Here is a 17,777-nt window from a genome sequence, read left to right on the forward strand (position 1 = left end):
TGAATAGGGTCAGACCGAACTTTTTTCCGCCAGCACCATGTAGTTGACGTCCATGTCCTTCGAGCGCGCCCAACGGTCGGCGAGCGGATTGTAGGTGACTCCGGTGCGGTCGATGACGGTGAGGCCAGCCCTGCCAAGTGCCTTCTCAAGCTCTTCCGGGCGCACCAGCTTGCCGAACTGGTGGGTGCCGCGCGGCAGCCAGCGCAGCACGTATTCGGCGCCGATGATGGCCAGACCGAGCGCCTTCAGAGTGCGGTTGATGGTGGCCACGAACATGATGCCGCCCGGCCGGACCATCTCGCCGCATTTGGCGACGAACAGGTCGATGTCGGCGACATGCTCGACCACTTCCATGTTGAGGATGACGTCGAATTTCTCACCGGCGTCGGCAAGGTCCTCGGCCGTCGTGGCGCGGTAGTCGACGCTGACATTGCCCTCGGCCGCGTGCAGCTTCGCCACTTCGATGTTTGTTTCGGAGGCATCCGCGCCCACCACCTCGGCGCCAAGACGCGCCATCGGCTCGCACAACAGGCCGCCGCCGCAGCCGATGTCGAGGATGCGCAGGCCCTCGAATGGTCTTGCAGCGCGCGGATCGCGGCCAAAGCGCGTCGCTATCTGGTCGCGGATATAGGACAGCCGGACCGGATTGAATTTGTGCAGCGGACGGAACTTGCCGTTCGGGTTCCACCATTCGGCGGCAAGAGCGGAAAAGCGTTCCACTTCTCCGGCATCGATCGTCGATCGTCGGGGCTCTGGCATCGGTTGGTCTCCTCGACACTACAGCGCCGCGCGTCCTTTTGGATGCGCAAAGGACGCTGTAGCACTTTAGATTCTGCGCATGATCCTTTTCGAAATCGACTCCGATTTCGGGTCATGCGCTAGGAAGTCGGGCGTGACACCGCGAATGTCAAGGCAGCATTTTTCGATGCGGCCAAAGCAACAGGTTCAGTCAGGACATGTCACCTGTCGGGAACCTCATCGAAACACAATTGGCCCGCCGGGCGCATCGAAGCTGTTGGCGATCCGCCGGTTCGACCTCGGCATCGGCGAGGCGACGCCCGCCCCGGCCGCCTACCTGACCTTCCCCGAGATCAAGCTGGTGCGCCTCGAACAGAGTTACCGCCGTCTCGATGAGGCTCGCTACGCCTATGCCGCGCCCATGTTCGGCTATGACAAGGTCCTCGAGGTTTCGCCGCGCGGGTTCGTAGTCGATTATCCCGGCCTGTGGACAAGCTCGGCTGCGTCAGGCTGAAGCGACCAGGATCATTTCCGATACGGCCTAATTCGTGTCCAGCACGTCGCGCAGTTTCGCCGCCAACTGTTCGATGGTGAAGGGCTTGGCCAGGAAGTGCACGTCATGGTCGAGCACACCATTGTGGACCACGGCGTTCCTGGTGAAGCCGGTGGTGAAGATGACCTTGAGCCGCGGCATGCGCGCGACCGCTTCTTCCGCCAGCTTGCGGCCGTTCATGACCGGCATGACGATATCGGTGAACAGAAGTGCGATGCCGGGGTTTTCCGCCAGCTTCTGCAACGCCTCCTGGCCACTTGCGGCATGGATGACGGTGTAGCCGAGTTCGCGCAAGGCATCCGTGGTGGAGGCCCGCACGCGGGCATCGTCCTCGACGACAAGGATCGTTTCGGTGATCGGAGCCGCGGGATTCTCGCCGCGCCCGCTCGGCACGACAGGCTCCTCCGGGTCGAAGAATCGCGGCAAGTAGATCTTGACCGTCGTGCCTTCGCCGGGTTCGGAATAGATCTTGACGTGGCCACCCGACTGTTTGACGAAGCCGAACACCTGGCTCAGTCCCAGGCCGGTTCCCTTGTTGACCGGTTTGGTGGTGAAAAAGGGCTCGAAGGCCTTGGCTATGATTTCGGGGGCCATGCCCGAACCGGTGTCGCTGACGGCGATCATCACATACTGGCCCGCCTCGACATCGGCATGGGTGGCGGCGTAGCTGTCGTCGAGATGGCTGTTGGCGGTCTCGATGGTCAGCCTGCCGCCATCGCCCATGGCGTCACGCGCGTTGACGGCGAGGTTGAGAATGGCGTTCTCGATCTGACTCGGGTCGGCATGGATCTTCCATAAGCCGCCCGCCAGCACGGTTTCGATGCGGATGGTTTCGCCGAGCGCCCGCCGGATCAGGTCCGACATTCCGGTCAGCAGACGGTTGGCGTCGACGATCTGCGGCGCCAGCGGCTGCTGGCGCGAGAAGGCGAGAAGCCGGGCCGTCAGATTGGCGGCACGGTTTGCCGCGTCGACCGCCGCTTCGATGAATTTTTCGATGTCGTGTTCGCCGCGCCCGAGCTTGCGCTGGGCGAGGTTCATGGCACTGATGATCACAGCCAGCATGTTGTTGAAATCGTGGGCGATACCGCCGGTCAGCTGGCCGACCGCTTCCATCTTCTGCATCTGGCGTATCTGGGATTCGGCCTTTTCGCGCGTCTGGATCTCATGGCCGAGCGCGATGTTATTGCGCATCAGTTCTTCCTGGGCGAGGACCACCTCGCGGAAGCGGCGGCGCGATTGCCTGATCGTGTAGGCGCCAAGCAGGAAGATCGCCAGCAGCGCCGCCAATGAAACGATGCGCAGCCAGGCTTCGACCTGGTCGGTACGGCTGTCGCGCGCGGCGACGGCGGCGGCGCCGATGCGTCGGATCGTATCCATGCTGGTCCGGATTTCGTTCATGACGGCCTTGCCCTGGCCGCTGCGGACCAGATCCAGCGCCTTCGTCGCATTGCCCTGGTCGTACAGCGCAATCGTCTCGGCCAGTTCAGCCTGCTTTTGCGAAAGCGCGTCCTTGATATGGTTGATCTGCTGGACGACCTGGTCGTCCGGGGCCGTCATGCTGTCGATGCGTGCAAGTTGCCCCGGAATTGCGCCGACAGCCCGCCGATAGGGTTCGAGATAGGATTTCTCGCCGGTCAGCAGATAGCCGCGCTGGCCGCCCTCCGCGTCTTGCGCCAGCGAAAGCAGGCCGGAAAGCAGTTCCTGATACTCGCTTGCCTCTCGCGCGGCGGCGCGATTGGCCCTTTGGCCCTCGACCAGCATGGCGCGGCTGCCGACGATCAGCGCCAACACCGCGAAGCCAGTGAAGAGCGGGAGCGATTGCCATCGCATGGCGCGTCGAAGACGAGCAATCATTTGCCAGACCGAGCCAACAGGAATTCCCCCAAAGGGCAGTATTTCGTAAGCGGCGCGGCGGCGGAACGCAATATGCCAACCTTCTTGAAGCCGGCAATCCGCCGCCAGCCTTGCGAAACCTTCGTCATTTGGCTAAGGAGGCGCGCATTCAGCGGCCGGCGTCAGCCGGTCTTCCGCTTTTCGGGATTCCGCTTTTGGGCTGGGGTCCGGTTTCAGTCAAAGGCATTTCGCTTCCATGGCGCGCATCGTGATGAAATTCGGCGGAACCTCCGTCGCAGACATCGCCCGCATCCGCAATGTGGCGCGTCACGTCAAACGCGAGGTCGACGCCGGCCATCAGGTGGCGGTGGTCGTCTCGGCGATGGCCGGCAAGACCAATGAACTGGTCGGCTGGACGCGCGAGGCCTCGCCGATGCACGACGCACGCGAATATGACGCGGTCGTCGCGTCCGGCGAACAGGTCACGGCCGGCCTTCTGGCAATCACCTTGCAGAACATGGGCGTGCATGCACGCTCCTGGCAGGGCTGGCAGATCCCGATCAAGACCGACAATGCGCATGGCGCGGCGCGCATCCTCGATATCGACGGCGCGTTCCTGATCAAGCGCTTCGGCGAGGGCCAGGTGGCGGTGATCGCCGGATTCCAGGGCATTGGCCCGGACAATCGCATCGCCACGCTAGGCCGCGGCGGCTCCGATACCAGCGCGGTTGCCATCGCGGCGGCGGTCAAGGCCGATCGCTGCGACATCTACACCGACGTCGACGGGGTCTACACCACCGATCCGCGCATCGAGCCCAAGGCGCGGCGTCTGGCCAAGATATCGTTCGAGGAAATGCTTGAAATGGCCTCGCTCGGTGCCAAGGTTCTGCAGGTGCGTTCGGTCGAGCTTGCCATGGTGCACAGGGTGCGTACCTTCGTGCGGTCGTCCTTCGACGATCCCGACGCGCCCGGAATGGGGGATTTGCTCAATCCGCCCGGAACGCTCATTTGCGACGAGGAAGAGATCGTGGAACAGCAGGTCGTCACCGGAATTGCCTATGCCAAGGACGAAGCGCAGATTTCGCTGCGCCGGGTCGGCGACCGGCCGGGCGTTGCCGCCGGCATCTTCGGACCGCTGGCCGAGGCCAACATCAATGTCGATATGATCGTCCAGAACATTTCCGAGGACGGAAAGTCTACCGACATGACATTCACCGTGCCGTCGGGCGATGTCGACAAGGCGCTGGCCGTGCTTGAGCGGCTGAAAGCCGAGATCGGCTACGATGTCGTGCAGTCGGAGGCGGGCATGTCGAAGGTTTCGGTTATCGGCATCGGCATGAGGAGCCATGCCGGCGTCGCCGCCACCGCTTTCAAGGCGCTGGCAGACAAGTCGATCAACATCCGTGCCATCACGACTTCGGAGATCAAGATTTCGATCCTGATCGACGGTCCGTACACCGAACTTGCGGTTCGTACTTTGCATTCCGTCTACGGTCTGGATAAGCAGTAGCGAGAACGATTTGAGTTGTTGCGTGTGCGCCGGTCGCGGTGGAAACTGCGTCGGGCAGAATGCCCATTGGAGAACAAGCCGCGATGCGTGATCAGGCCAGTGGCCCGCGCGTTTTGCTGAAACGGCTCCGCGAGCTCATGCAAGAGCCGCTGGAGCCGCAGGAGCGGCTTGACCGGATCGTGCGCGACATCGCCTCCAATATGGTCGCCGAAGTCTGCTCGCTCTATGTGCTGCGCTCCGATTCGGTGCTCGAACTCTACGCCACCGAGGGTTTGAACCCGAACGCCGTCCATCTGGCGCAGTTGCGATTGGGGCAAGGCCTGGTCGGCACGATCGCGGCCAGTGCGCGGCCGCTCAACCTTTCCAATGCGCAGGAACACCCGGCATTTGCCTACCTGCCGGAGACCGGGGAAGAGATCTACAATTCCTTCCTCGGCGTGCCGGTGCTGCGGGCAGGGCGCACGCTGGGCGTGCTGGTGGTGCAGAACAAGACCATGCGCCATTACCGCGACGACGAGGTCGAGGCGCTGGAAACGACGGCGATGGTGATCGCCGAGATGATCGCCACCGGCGATCTGGCGCGGCTGACCAGGCCAGGCCTCGAACTTGATCTGCGCCGCCCGGTCAGCTTCACTGGCCTGTCCTTCAATGAAGGCGTCGGGCTTGGCCATGTCGTGCTGCACGAGCCGCGCATCGTCGTCACCAATTTGTTCAACGAGGACAGCGAGGAAGAGGTCCGCCGGCTCGAAACCTCGCTCGGCTCGCTAAGGCTCTCCATCGACGACATGCTGGAACGCCGCGACGTCGCCTTCGAGGGAGAGCATCGCCAGGTTCTGGAAGCCTATCGCATGTTCGCCAACGATCGCGGCTGGGTGCGCCGGCTGGAGGAGGCGATCCGCAACGGCCTGACCGCCGAGGCTGCCGTGGAAAAGGTGCAGAGCGACATGCGCGCCCGCATGCTGCACATGACCGATCCGTATCTGCGCGAACGGATGAGTGATTTCGACGACCTCGCCAACCGGCTGCTGCGCCAGTTGATGGGGCGTGGGCCGGAGGATGTCGCCGCATCGCTGCCGAAGGACGCCATTATCGTCGCCCGCTCCATGGGAGCCGCCGAACTGCTCGACTATCCCAGGGACAAGATGCGCGGGCTGGTGCTCGAGGACGGTGCCGCGACCAGCCACGTCGTCATCGTTGCGCGCGCCATGGGCATCCCTGTCGCCGGCCAGATGAAGGGCGCCGTTTCCATGGCGGAAAACGGCGATGCCATCATCGTCGATGGCGAAGAGGGCGTGATCCATTTGCGGCCGCAGGCCGATCTCGAAGCCGCCTATGCCGAAAAGGTGCGGTTCCGGGCGCGCCGGCAAGAGGTCTATCGCGAGCTGCGCAAGAAGCCGTCGACGACCAGGGACGGTGTCCAGGTCGATCTTTTGATGAATGCCGGCCTTGCCGTCGACCTGCCGCAGCTCGTCGAATCGGGTGCGGCCGGCATCGGCCTGTTTCGCACCGAGCTGCAGTTCATGGTCGCCTCGACATTTCCCCGGGCCGAGGCCCAGGAAAAACTCTACCGAGACGTGCTGGAGGCGGCGCGCGGCAAGCCCGTCACCTTCCGCACCATCGATATCGGCGGCGACAAGGTGCTGCCCTACTTCAAGGGCTCCATCCAGGAAGAGAATCCGGCGCTTGGCTGGCGGGCGATCCGCCTGACGCTTGACCGGCCGGGGCTGCTGCGCACCCAGATCCGCGCCTTGCTCAAAGCCAGCGGCGGGCGTGAGCTCAAGCTGATGCTGCCGATGGTGACCGAGCTTGGCGAGATCGCCCAGGCACGCGAGATCATCGACCGCGAAGTGCGGCATTTGTCACGCTTTGCCCATCATTTGCCGACCAGCCTGAAGCTCGGGGCGATGCTGGAAGTGCCGTCGCTCTTGTTCCAGCTCGACGAATTGATGAAAGCGGTCGATTTCGTCTCGGTCGGTTCGAACGACCTGTTCCAGTTCGTCATGGCTGTCGACCGCGGCAACACGCAACTGGCCAACCGCTTCGACACGCTGTCGGCGCCGTTCCTGCGCGTCCTGAAGCAGATCGCCGATGCCGGTGTCCGCAACCACACGCCGGTAACCCTGTGCGGCGAACTCGCCGGAAAACCTATCTCGGCGATGGCGCTGATCGGCCTCGGCTTCCGCTCGATCTCGATGTCGCCGGCCTCGATCGGCCCGGTCAAGGCGATGCTGACGGAACTGCCGCTGGATGAGTTGGAGGCATTCTTCGACGACAATCTGATGGCGCCGGCGCAGGGTTTGCCGATGCGGGCGCTGCTGCAGGCCTTTGCCGACGACCGTTCGATTCCATTGTAGCAGCCTCATCATGGTCAACCTGCCCCGCGATCGTATGGATCAAGTCGTCAAGCGTTTCGAGATGCTCGAAGCGCAGATGTCGGCTGGCCCGGCGCCGGATGCCTATGTGCGGATGGCGTCCGAATATGCTGAAATCCAGGACATGGTGGCCAAAGTCAGGGCACTGCGCTTGGCCGAGCATGAGCAGGCCGACCTCGAAGCCATGCTTGCCGACAAGGGCACCGATGCCGAGATGCGGGCGCTCGCCGAGGCCGACCTGCCGGAGGTCGAGGAACGCATCGAGGCGCTGCAGAAGGACATCCAGATCCTGCTGTTGCCCAAGGATGCCGCCGACGACAAGAACGCCATTCTCGAAATCCGCGCCGGCACAGGCGGCGATGAGGCGGCGCTTTTCGCCGGCGACCTGTTTCGCATGTATGAGCGCTACGCGGCCGAACGCGGCTGGCGTTTCGAGACGGCCTCGGCCAGCGACGGCGACGCCGGCGGCTACAAGGAAATCATCGCCACGGTGTCGGGCAAGGGCGTCTTTGCGCATCTGAAATTCGAATCCGGCGTGCACCGCGTGCAGCGCGTGCCGGCGACCGAGGCGAGCGGGCGCATCCACACGTCGGCCGCCACCGTCGCCGTGCTGCCGGAAGCCGAGGAGGTCGACATAGATATCAGGCCCGAAGACATCCGCATCGACACGATGCGCGCCTCGGGTTCGGGCGGCCAGCACGTCAACACCACCGATTCGGCTGTGCGCATCACTCATTTGCCGACTGGCATCATGGTGGTGCAGGCGGAGAAGTCGCAGCATCAGAACCGGGCGAAGGCCATGCAGATCCTGCGCGCCCGCCTCTATGACCTCGAGCGTGGCAAGGCCGACGAGGAGCGCTCCGAATCACGCAAGTCGCAGGTTGGCTCCGGCGACCGCTCCGAGCGCATCCGCACCTACAATTTCCCTCAAGGCCGCGTCACCGACCACCGCATCAACCTGACGCTCTACAAGCTCGACCGGGTGATGATGGGCGAGCTCGACGAGATCATCAACGCGCTGATCGCCGATCACCAGTCGAAGCTGCTTGCCGACATCGGTATCGATGGCTGATCAACTGCCCGAGACGCTCGGGCCGCTGCTGCGGGAAGCGCAGGCTCGGCTTGCCGCTGCCGCTACCGATGATCCGGCGCTCGATGCGCGGCTGATCGTCGAGCATTTTTCCGGCACCACGCGTACGCAAGCCATCGCGGACCCCGAACGCAAGGTCGACGCTGGCGTCGTTGCCCAAATCGATGCCGCCTTAAGGCGCCGGGCCGGCGGCGAGCCGGTGCATCGCATCCTAGGCTATCGCGAATTCTATGGTTTGCGCCTGTCGCTGTCGCCGGAAACGCTGGAGCCGCGGCCGGATACCGAAACGCTGGTCGACGCGATGCTGCCTTTCGTCAAGGCAATTGCGGTCCGGGATGGCGCATGCCGCATCCTCGATCTAGGCACCGGTACCGGCGCCATCGCGCTGGCGCTGCTCAGCGCCGTGCCGGCCGCGATCGCCACCGGTGTCGATCTGTCCGCGGGCGCGCTGGCGACGGCGACCCGCAATGCCGGGCAACTGGGCCTTGCAGGGCGGTTCACAGCGCTCCAGTCGGACTGGTTCGAAAAAGTTTCGGGCCGGTACCATGTAATTGCCGCAAACCCTCCCTATATACCCTCCGAAGACATTGGAAATCTGCAGGACGAAGTCCGCAATTTCGACCCGCGCCTTGCCTTGGATGGCGGCGCGGACGGTCTGAACCCCTATAGGATCATCGCCGCGGAGGCGGCGAGATTTTTGGAAACTGAAGGCAGGATTGCGGTCGAGATCGGCCACACGCAGCGCGACCAAGTCTCGGAGATATTCACTGCTGCCGGCTACGTGCCGGGCGGTGCTTTTCGGGATTTTGGCGGAAACGACAGGGTTCTTGTCTTTGAAAGGATAAAGCCTTGACGCAGTGCAAAAAGCGCTTGGCAATGCCGGGGAATGCGGCTAGGGTCGCCTTAACCGGATGAGACGAAGCAGGCAGTGCTCTTAGCGATTCGGTTTTCCTTGGAAATAGCTGCCTTCTTGCGCAACCGATGCCCAAGCTTCGTGCGGGAATCGTCCGGCAAGTGATGTAACCGGAACAGGATGGCACGTGGCGCCAACGCAATTGATGCGGGCGAACGCCGGTGAAGAGACGAAGCGGCTGGCTGCATGAGCGCCTCCGTTCGTGAAGAGTTTTCGAAAATTTCAAGATGACAATGAAGAGAGTTTGATGAGGCCACAACAGCAGAACAGGCGCATGCGCGGTCGCAACAACAGTGGCGGCGGCGGTAGCAACAATAACAACAATAACAACAACAACCGCAAGGGGCCGAACCCCCTGACGCGCAACTACGAGAGCAATGGCCCGGACGTCAAGATCCGCGGTTCGGCTCAGCAGATCGCCGAAAAATACGCCACCCTTGCCCGCGACGCGCAAAGCTCCGGCGATCGGGTCATGGCGGAGAATTATCTCCAGCACGCCGAACACTACAATCGCATCATCGCGGCCGCGCAGGCGCAGATGCCGATCCAGAACACGCAGCAGAATCGCGATGATTTCGATGATGACGGCGACGAGGATCGCGACGATTTCGACAATACCGGCAACAACAACACTGTTTCCGACGCCCAGGTGCCGGTGATCAACCATGGCGCCGGCCCGCAGCCGGTCATCGAAGGCATGCCGGCCGAGGTTGCGCTCAACCGGGAAGGTGGCCGCGACAATAGCGGGCGCAACAATGGTGGCCGCGACAACAATGGTGGACGCCATCGCGATCGTCGCCCCAATGGCGGTTACGGCCAGAGCGGCCAGCGCGACTATTCATCGTCCGCCGAGCAAGGTGGTCAGCCCCAGAGCAACGAGCCCGCAATTCAGGGCGAAGCCGCTTCGCCGACCGAGTCCGTTGCGGCGGCCGAACCTGCTCCGTTGTTCGAGAACCTTTCGCCAGCGGGCCTTGCCGCCCGGGCCGAGCTCAATGAGGCGGCCGCCGAAAGCGGTGCTGCCCGTCGCCCGAGGCGTCCGCGCCGTCCGCGCGTCAACGCCAATCAGGTCGAGGGCGGTGGCGACAATGCCGAAGCTGGCGAGGTGGCTGCGGCCCCGGCCGACGGCGGCAACGCTGAACCGGCCATTGTCGACATCGACAACTGATCAAACGACATTTCAAACACTTTGAGCGGCGGGGAGAAATCCCCGCCGTTTTTGTTTTGTGCCGCGATGGAATATTATGCGTTGACCGACATCAAGGCGCCTTGAGACAGCATGGCCTATGCACCATATCTCGGCTGAACAGGATCCGGCTCGAATGGGCGGATTCGTCACCGCAATCTGATCCGGTGCCGCAAAGCGGGCCGGTGATGGAAGGAGACAGATATGAATCTTGAGAAATACTCCGAGCGCGTGCGAGGCTTCATCCAGTCCGCGCAGACCATGGCGCTCTCCCGTAACCACCAGCAGTTCACGCCTGAACACATCCTGAAAGTGCTCGTCGACGATGACGAGGGCCTAGCCGCATCGCTGATCGAGCGCGCCGGCGGCAACGTCCGCGACGTCAAGCTTGGCGTCGAGACGGCGCTTGAGGCGATGCCCAAGGTCGAGGGCGGCAATGGCCAGCTCTATCTGGCGCAGCCGCTGGCAAAAGTGTTCTCGACCGCCGAGGAACTGGCCAAGAAGGCCGGCGACAGTTTTGTCACCGTCGAGCGGCTGCTGCAGGCGCTCGCCATGGAGAAATCGGCCAAGACCGCCAACATCCTGGCCAAGGCCGGTGTCACCGCGCAGGCGCTCAACCAGGTCATCAACGACGTCCGCAAGGGCCGCACCGCCGATTCAGCGAGTGCCGAACAGGGCTACGACGCGCTGAAGAAATATGCGCGCGATCTGACCGCGGATGGGCGTGCCGGCAAGCTCGATCCGGTGATTGGCCGTGACGACGAGATCCGACGCACCATTCAGGTGCTGTCGCGCCGCACCAAGAACAATCCGGTGCTGATCGGTGAACCGGGCGTCGGCAAGACGGCGATCGCCGAGGGTCTGGCGCTGCGCATCGTCAATGGCGACGTGCCGGAATCGCTGAAGGACAAACAATTGATGGCGCTCGACATGGGCGCGCTGATTGCCGGCGCCAAATACCGCGGCGAGTTCGAGGAGCGGCTGAAGGCCGTGCTCTCCGAAGTCACCTCGGCCAGCGGCAACATCATCCTGTTCATCGACGAGATGCACACGCTGGTCGGCGCCGGCAAGGCGGACGGCGCCATGGATGCGTCGAACCTGTTGAAGCCCGCGCTTGCGCGCGGTGAATTACACTGTGTCGGCGCCACCACGCTCGACGAGTACCGCAAGCATGTCGAGAAAGATGCAGCCCTTGCCCGCCGCTTCCAGCCGGTGTTCGTCGATGAGCCGACGGTGGAAGACACCGTATCGATCCTGCGCGGCCTGAAGGAAAAATACGAGCAGCACCACAAGGTGCGTATCTCGGATTCGGCGCTGGTGGCGGCGGCGACGCTGTCCAACCGCTATATCGCCGACCGGTTCCTGCCGGACAAGGCGATCGACCTCGTCGACGAAGCCGCTTCGCGACTGCGTATGCAGGTCGATTCCAAGCCCGAAGCACTGGATGAGATCGATCGCCGCATCATGCAGCTCAAGATCGAGCGCGAAGCGCTGAAGGTCGAGACGGACGATGCCTCGAAGGACCGGCTCGCCCGCCTGGAAAAGGAACTCGTCGGCCTCGAGGAGGAATCGGCCGAGATCACCGCCAAGTGGCAGGCCGAGAAGCAGAAGCTCGGGCTCGCCGCCGACCTCAAGAAGCAGCTCGACGAGGCGCGCAACGACCTTGCCATCGCCCAGCGCAAGGGTGAGTTCCAGCGCGCCGGCGAGCTTGCCTATGGCAAGATCCCGGAACTGGAAAAGAAGCTGAAGGAGGCCGAGGCCCAGGACGGCAAGGTCGGCATGGTCGAAGAGGTGGTCACTCCCGACCACGTGGCCCATATCGTCTCGCGCTGGACCGGCATTCCGGTCGACAAGATGCTGCAGGGCGAGCGCGACAAGCTGCTGCGCATGGAAGACGAGATCGGCAAGCGCGTCGTCGGCCAGGGCGAAGCGGTGCAGTCCGTCTCGAAAGCCGTGCGTCGGGCGCGTGCGGGCCTGCAGGATCCGAACCGGCCGATCGGCTCGTTCATGTTCCTCGGGCCGACAGGCGTCGGCAAGACCGAACTGACCAAGGCGCTGGCGAGCTTCCTGTTCGACGACGAGAGCGCCATGGTGCGCATCGACATGTCGGAGTTCATGGAGAAGCACTCGGTTGCCCGGCTGATCGGCGCGCCTCCCGGCTATGTCGGCTATGAGGAAGGCGGCGCGCTGACCGAAGCGGTGCGGCGGCGGCCCTATCAGGTCGTGCTGTTCGACGAGATCGAAAAGGCGCATCCCGATGTCTTCAACGTGCTGTTGCAGGTGCTCGACGACGGCCGCCTGACCGATGGCCAGGGCCGCACGGTCGACTTCCGCAACACGCTGATCATCATGACCTCGAACCTCGGTGCTGAATATCTCGTCAATCTCGGCGAGGACCAGGATGTCGACGCCGTGCGAGACGAGGTGATGGGCGTGGTGAGGGCATCGTTCCGGCCGGAATTCCTCAACCGCGTCGACGAGGTGATCCTGTTCCACCGGCTGCGCCGGCAGGATATGGGCCGCATCGTCGAGATCCAGCTCAAGCGGCTGGAGAGCCTGCTTGTCGACCGCAAGATCACGCTTTCGCTGGATCAGGAGGCGATCGACTGGCTGGCGGCCAAGGGTTACGACCCGGCCTACGGCGCGCGGCCGCTGAAGCGAGTGATGCAGAAGGAGTTGCAGGATCCCCTGGCGGAGAAGATACTGCTTGGCGACATTCTTGACGGCTCGACAGTCAAGGCGACAGCCGGTTCCGACCGGCTGAACTTCCGATCGAAGCCGACGATCGTCGCGGCGGAAGCGGCGGCCTGATCCAACGCCGCGCGTCCATTCTGGACGCGCGGCGTTTTCATACGAAAAACGAGAGCACTGATGACGCTGGACGACTACAACAGCTTCTGCGCCTCGCTGCCCTCGACGACCCATGTCGTCCAATGGGGCGGTGCCCATGTCTGGAAGGTCGGAGCCAAGGTCTTTGCGATCGGCGGCTGGGGCCAGGGCGACCAACTTTTCGTGACCTTCAAATGCTCCGATATCGCCTATGATGTGCTCAAGGAGCAGCCGGGTCTGCGGCCCGCGCCCTATCTTGCCTCGCGCGGCATGACATGGATCCAGCGTCGGACAAGCCAGAGCATGGATGATAGTGCGCTGAAGGACTATCTGCGCGAGAGCCATCGCCTTGTCGCCCTGAAGCTGACCAAGCAGGTGCGCAAGGAATTGGGACTTGCCGCAAGCTAGATAATATTCGCCGATGCGCCGGAAACCGCCATCTTCATGCCCGGTTCATGTTGGAACCATATGGTGACTAACTGGTTTGCTGGCGAAGGGGTTCGCCTTACAGGGACACTGCCGGGCGGCGGCAATTACGGACCGGAGAGCTTCGCCACCATGCTGCGCACGATCTTCACCCTCTCGGTACTTGCCGGCGGGTTTTTGTCTTCCAATGCCCTTGCCGCGCCGACGCAGGACAGCGCACCAACGATTGTCCGTGCCGCCAATAACGGTGGCGTCCTGCTCGCGCAGGACGGCAATGTGGACATTTATTACGACGCCAGGGGCAACCGCGTCATTGTCGATGCCGATACCGGCAAGGTCATCGCCATCCAACCGCCGCAGACGCGGCTCGACCGTCGAGTGCTGCGTCGCGAGACACGGCTGCGCGAACTGGGCCGCGCCCCCGATGACAATGACCGCTACTATCTCGACGATCCGGAAGACATGGCGCGGTTCCGCCGCAAGCAACTGGAAGAGGAAGGCCGGGTCATCCCGCCGCCGGCGGACGAATACGATCCTAACGGTGACAATTCCGTGGAGGCCTATCCGCCGCCACTGCAGGACGATGGCAGCTACGACAACAATTTTCCCGATGCACCGCAGCCGGCAGAGCCGCGCACCATCACGCGTCAGCCGCTGGACGAGGCCTCGATAGACTCTGTCGAGCCCGCGGCACCTACCGAACAGGCCATGCCCGAGGATCAGGCGGGACTGCCGCCGAAGATCGGCGGCAAGACCATCGACCCGTCGCTTTCGCTGGGAGCACGCCAGGACGTCGCGGCGCTGCAGGTGCTGCTCGACCGGGGTGGCGCTTCGCCTGGCGTCATCGACGGGCGATTCGGTTCGAATGTCGACAAGGCACTCGCCGCCTACAACCAGATCACCGGCAGCAATCTGCGATCGACGGATGCTGTCGGCATCCAGTCGGCACTGGCGCAATCCGGCGGCGACGCTTTCGCCAACTACACGATCACGCCGGAGGATGCGGCCGGCCCGTATGTCGCCTCGATCCCGGAAGACTACAGCCAAAAGGCGCAGCTCGACCGGATGGGCTATACGTCGGTGACCGAAGCACTGGCGGAGCGCTTCCACATGGACGAGAATTATCTCAAGGCGCTCAACCCGGACCTCAATTTCAATCGCCCCGGCACGATCATCAAGGTCGCCAATTTCGGCAGGCTGGTGTCGACGCCGGTGGCCCGCATCGTCGCCGACAAGGACAAGAAAGAGGTTTTCGCCTATGATGCCGGCGGCAAGCTGGTGGCAGCCTATCCCGCCACCATAGGCTCGTCGGATACGCCGTCACCGTCCGGCACGCATGCGGTGTCGCGCGTCGCGCTCGATCCGAACTACACCTACAACCCCAGCATCAATTTCAAGCAGGGTCAAAACAACAAGGTCCTGACCATTCCGCCAGGCCCGAACGGTCCTGTCGGCTCGGTTTGGATCGCGCTGGACAAGCCGACCTACGGCATTCATGGCACACCGGACCCATCGAAGATCGGCAAGACTGAAAGCCATGGCTGCGTGCGCCTGACCAACTGGGATGCCCGTGAGCTGGCCAAGCTGGTTTCGCCGGGCGTGACGGTGGAGTTTGTCGGCGGACCTTCAGCCGATGACTTTGCGCAGCAGTGAACTCCGAAGCGCGGCGGCATAGACCAACTGCACGACCAGGATGAAGCCGATGCCGAGCAAGGGATTGACGAATGACAGTGCGGCGCCGATCGCCCACAGGATTTGCGCCTTGACGATGCGCAGATAGACCGTGCGTTTCGTTTCCGCGTCGATGCCCTCTGCCAGGAAGCCGTTCTTCTCCGCATAGCGCCAGCTGGCGAACAGGGTGACGCCGAGCATCAGCAGATTGAGCCAGTAGACCAGCACGGCGGTTCTGAACTCGAGGAAGTCGGCCAGAAGGTCGGTCGAGAACGGCAGCAGCGCGATGAAGGCGAGAAAGCAGAGGTTCAACGTCGCAAGCCGTCGGTCGGATCTGGCGATCAGACCATGCTGCGCCTGCTGGCCGAACCAGAAGATGGTCAGCGTCAGGAAACTCAAGGCGTAAGTCAGGAAGCGTGGCGCCAGTGCCGCGATCGCGGCAAGCAGCTCGCCTTCGGAATGGATCGCCTCGTGCGCCGGCACCCTGATTTCGAGAACGATCAGGGTAAGCGCGATGGCAAACACCCCGTCGGTGATGCCGACGATACGGCCGCGTCCTTCCGCCGATGCTTCAAGTGGCCGCTTCATCGATTTCTCCCCGTTGCAAATTCCCAGGAAACCTAACATGGCTGCCGCCGTTTGCATCAGAACAGGCGCAATCCCGGCAATGTGGCTGGTTTCAACGACAGCAAGCCACTGGCTCGTTGTTGCCGATGCACTGGAGGTCTAAGCAAGGTTTCATGCATTCACCAAGTGCCGCCGCCGCCGTCCCGCTTACCAGTCCGGGCACGAATCGAACCTTCTGCCCGCAAGCGCAGCGGCGATTTGTGCTGATAGCGGCCATCCTGGCCTCGGCGCTCGGCTTCATCGATGGCTCGATCCTCGCCATCGCCACGCCGGCGATCCGCGTCAACCTCGGCGCCAGCCTGGCGCAAGCGCAGTGGATTTCCAACGCCTATGCGCTGACGCTCTCGGCGCTGATCCTTGCCGGGGGTGCCGCCGGTGACCGATTCGGGCTGCGCCGCGCCTTCGTGGCGGGCATTGCGCTGTTCGTTACCGCTTCGCTTGCCTGTGCGCTGGCGCCGAATGCAATTGTGCTGATTGGATTTCGCGCGGTGCAGGGCATCGGTGCGGCCATCATGGTGCCGGGCAGTCTCGCCATCATCGCCAAGGCCTATCCGAAGAAAGAACGCGGCCGCGCCATCGGCATCTGGGCGGCGGCGTCGGCACTGACCACGGCACTTGGCCCGGTGTTTGGCGGCTTCGTGCTGTCGGCCTTCGGCGACGGCATCTGGCGGGCGATCTTCGCCATCAACCTGCCGCTCGGGCTGATCTCGATCTATCTCCTGCTGGCCAAGGTTCCAGCCGATGCGGCGACGGAGAAACGCAGCCTGGAGCTTGGCGGTGCCGCGCTCGCCACATTGGCCTTCGGCGCGCTCGCCTATGGACTAACCTCGACAAGTGCCAGCGGCGAGGACCACATGTCGGGGCCGAGCATTGCAGCCGGTGTCGCGCTGCTTGTCGTCTTTATCTTTTTCGAACTTCGGCAGCGCGAGCCGATGATCGACCTGTCGCTGTTTCGCGTCGGCGCTTTCGCCGGCGCCAATGTCGCGACGTTCTTCCTCTATTTCGCGCTGTCGGCCAATCTTTTCTATCTGCCGATGCTGCTGATCGCCGGCTGGGGACTGAGTACGGCCGAGGTCGGCTTCATCTTCCTGCCACTGTCGGCATCGATCGCGCTTTTGTCAGGGCCGGTCGGCCAGTTGTCGGACCGGATCGGCCCGCGTTTTCCGATCGCCTGCGGCAGCCTCATCGTGGCTTTCGCCTTTGCCGGACTTGCCTTGCTCGCCCATGCCGGCATCCACAATTTCTGGACGGGAACATTCCCGCTGATGGCGCTGATGGGGCTGGGCATGGCGCTGGTCGTGTCGCCATTGTCGACCGCGATCATGACGGCGGTGGAAGACAAGGATACGGGTGCGGCCTCCGGCATCAACAATGCCGTCTCGCGCATCGGCGGCCTGATCGCGGTGGCGGCAATGGGTTCGCTCGCCGCCTGGGTCTACGCGCATGCGCTGGATGGCAATGCAACGCCCGGCGTGCCTGGCTTTGGCGAACCGGCAACGGTAGCGCTTGCGCCCGCCGTCGACGCGGCAAGGCTTGCCGCGAGCGACGCTGCGTTTGCCGCTGTCTCCGCGGTGACAGCGCTGCTTTGCCTGCTTTCGGCTGTCATCGCCTGGACGACCATTTCCGGGCAACCGCTGCCATGGCCGCGGGATGCCGAAAATCCGCAAGGCTGAGAAATTCAGCAAGGATGGAGGCCGACGGAATCAACCGTCGATCTTGGCGCTCGCAACCTTCAGCGAGTCACTGTCTTCCTGCTTCAGCAGATCGTCGATGCGCTCGCGCTCGCGCTTGAAGGCGACGAGGTCATCGCCTTTCAGCACCTTGCCGACCGGCAGCCGGACGCGCATCGAATCGACTTTGGTGCCGTTGACGATCAGCTCGTAGTGGAGGTGCGGACCGGTGGAGAGACCGGTCTGGCCGAGATAACCAATGATCTGCCCCTGGCGCACGCGCACACCGGGTTCGATGCCTTTGGCGAAGGCGCTTTGGTGATTGTATGATGTCTCGTAGCCGTTGGCATGGCGCAGGATGA

The 17,777-nt window shown here is 63.2% G+C and carries 14 protein-coding genes (1 of these 14 running past the window's edge); 10 read left to right on the forward strand and 4 right to left on the reverse strand.

Features of this window, described 5'->3' with window-relative positions; genetic code table 11:
- Positions 1–9: 9 nt before the first annotated feature.
- Complete coding sequence (ubiG, locus tag NKH19_RS14105; protein ID WP_352867791.1) at positions 10–759, reverse strand: bifunctional 2-polyprenyl-6-hydroxyphenol methylase/3-demethylubiquinol 3-O-methyltransferase UbiG; 750 nt, start codon at positions 757–759, stop codon at positions 10–12.
- A gap of 256 nt (positions 760–1,015) precedes the next feature.
- Here ubiG and NKH19_RS14110 point away from each other — a divergent pair, with 256 nt between their 5' ends.
- Positions 1,016–1,252 carry a putative glycolipid-binding domain-containing protein gene (locus NKH19_RS14110; protein WP_352867788.1) on the forward strand — a complete coding sequence of 79 codons (237 nt, stop codon included), beginning with the start codon at positions 1,016–1,018 and terminating at the stop codon, positions 1,250–1,252.
- 27 nt (positions 1,253–1,279) lie between these two features.
- On the opposite strand, the gene NKH19_RS14115 is transcribed toward NKH19_RS14110, so the two are convergent.
- Positions 1,280–3,121 carry a CHASE3 domain-containing protein gene (locus NKH19_RS14115; protein ID WP_352867786.1) on the reverse strand — a complete coding sequence of 614 codons (1,842 nt, stop codon included), beginning with the start codon at positions 3,119–3,121 and terminating at the stop codon, positions 1,280–1,282.
- Positions 3,122–3,380: 259 nt separating this feature from the next.
- Here NKH19_RS14115 and NKH19_RS14120 point away from each other — a divergent pair, with 259 nt between their 5' ends.
- The 8 genes from NKH19_RS14120 (at position 3,381) to NKH19_RS14155 (ending at position 15,100) form a co-directional block, all read left to right on the forward strand.
- On the forward strand, positions 3,381–4,634 hold the full coding sequence (locus NKH19_RS14120) for an aspartate kinase (protein WP_352867783.1): 1,254 nt from the start codon (positions 3,381–3,383) through the stop codon (positions 4,632–4,634).
- 83 nt (positions 4,635–4,717) lie between these two features.
- Positions 4,718–6,988, forward strand: coding sequence for a phosphoenolpyruvate--protein phosphotransferase (gene ptsP, locus NKH19_RS14125; RefSeq protein WP_352867781.1), 2,271 nt, complete (start codon positions 4,718–4,720; stop codon positions 6,986–6,988).
- Between the two features lie 10 nt (positions 6,989–6,998).
- A complete protein-coding gene (gene prfA / locus NKH19_RS14130; RefSeq protein ID WP_352867779.1) occupies positions 6,999–8,078 on the forward strand; it encodes a peptide chain release factor 1 in 1,080 nt (359 codons plus the stop codon).
- Positions 8,071–8,949: a peptide chain release factor N(5)-glutamine methyltransferase gene (prmC, locus tag NKH19_RS14135; RefSeq protein WP_352867776.1), complete on the forward strand. Its 879-nt coding sequence runs from the start codon at positions 8,071–8,073 to the stop codon at positions 8,947–8,949. Before prfA ends, prmC begins: the two co-directional genes overlap by 8 nt.
- Positions 8,950–9,256: 307 nt before the next feature.
- Complete coding sequence (locus tag NKH19_RS14140; protein WP_352867773.1) at positions 9,257–10,174, forward strand: DUF4167 domain-containing protein; 918 nt, start codon at positions 9,257–9,259, stop codon at positions 10,172–10,174.
- Between the two features lie 222 nt (positions 10,175–10,396).
- A complete protein-coding gene (gene clpB, locus NKH19_RS14145) occupies positions 10,397–13,003 on the forward strand; it encodes an ATP-dependent chaperone ClpB (RefSeq protein WP_352982284.1) in 2,607 nt (868 codons plus the stop codon).
- 60 nt (positions 13,004–13,063) lie between these two features.
- Positions 13,064–13,429 carry an MmcQ/YjbR family DNA-binding protein gene (locus NKH19_RS14150; RefSeq protein ID WP_352867768.1) on the forward strand — a complete coding sequence of 122 codons (366 nt, stop codon included), beginning with the start codon at positions 13,064–13,066 and terminating at the stop codon, positions 13,427–13,429.
- A 150-nt stretch (positions 13,430–13,579) separates the two neighbouring features.
- Positions 13,580–15,100, forward strand: coding sequence for a L,D-transpeptidase family protein (locus NKH19_RS14155; protein WP_352867958.1), 1,521 nt, complete (start codon positions 13,580–13,582; stop codon positions 15,098–15,100).
- Here the strand turns inward: NKH19_RS14155 and NKH19_RS14160 are convergent.
- Positions 15,074–15,706 carry a TMEM175 family protein gene (locus NKH19_RS14160; RefSeq protein ID WP_352867765.1) on the reverse strand — a complete coding sequence of 211 codons (633 nt, stop codon included), beginning with the start codon at positions 15,704–15,706 and terminating at the stop codon, positions 15,074–15,076. The genes NKH19_RS14155 and NKH19_RS14160 overlap by 27 nt on opposite strands.
- A gap of 152 nt (positions 15,707–15,858) precedes the next feature.
- On the opposite strand from NKH19_RS14160, the gene NKH19_RS14165 reads away from it, so the two are divergent.
- Positions 15,859–17,418, forward strand: coding sequence for an MFS transporter (locus tag NKH19_RS14165; RefSeq protein WP_352867764.1), 1,560 nt, complete (start codon positions 15,859–15,861; stop codon positions 17,416–17,418).
- Positions 17,419–17,448: 30 nt separating this feature from the next.
- Here the strand turns inward: NKH19_RS14165 and NKH19_RS14170 are convergent, their stop codons facing one another.
- Positions 17,449–17,777, reverse strand: the 3' portion of a protein-coding gene (locus tag NKH19_RS14170; RefSeq protein WP_352867761.1) for a M23 family metallopeptidase. Its footprint extends 1,639 nt past the window's final position; only the last 329 of its 1,968 coding nucleotides appear in the window; the start codon falls outside the window, past its right edge — the gene reads right to left on this strand; it ends in the stop codon at positions 17,449–17,451.

It is taken from the genome of Mesorhizobium sp. M1338 (assembly GCF_040318045.1).
Lineage (GTDB): Bacteria > Pseudomonadota > Alphaproteobacteria > Rhizobiales > Rhizobiaceae > Mesorhizobium.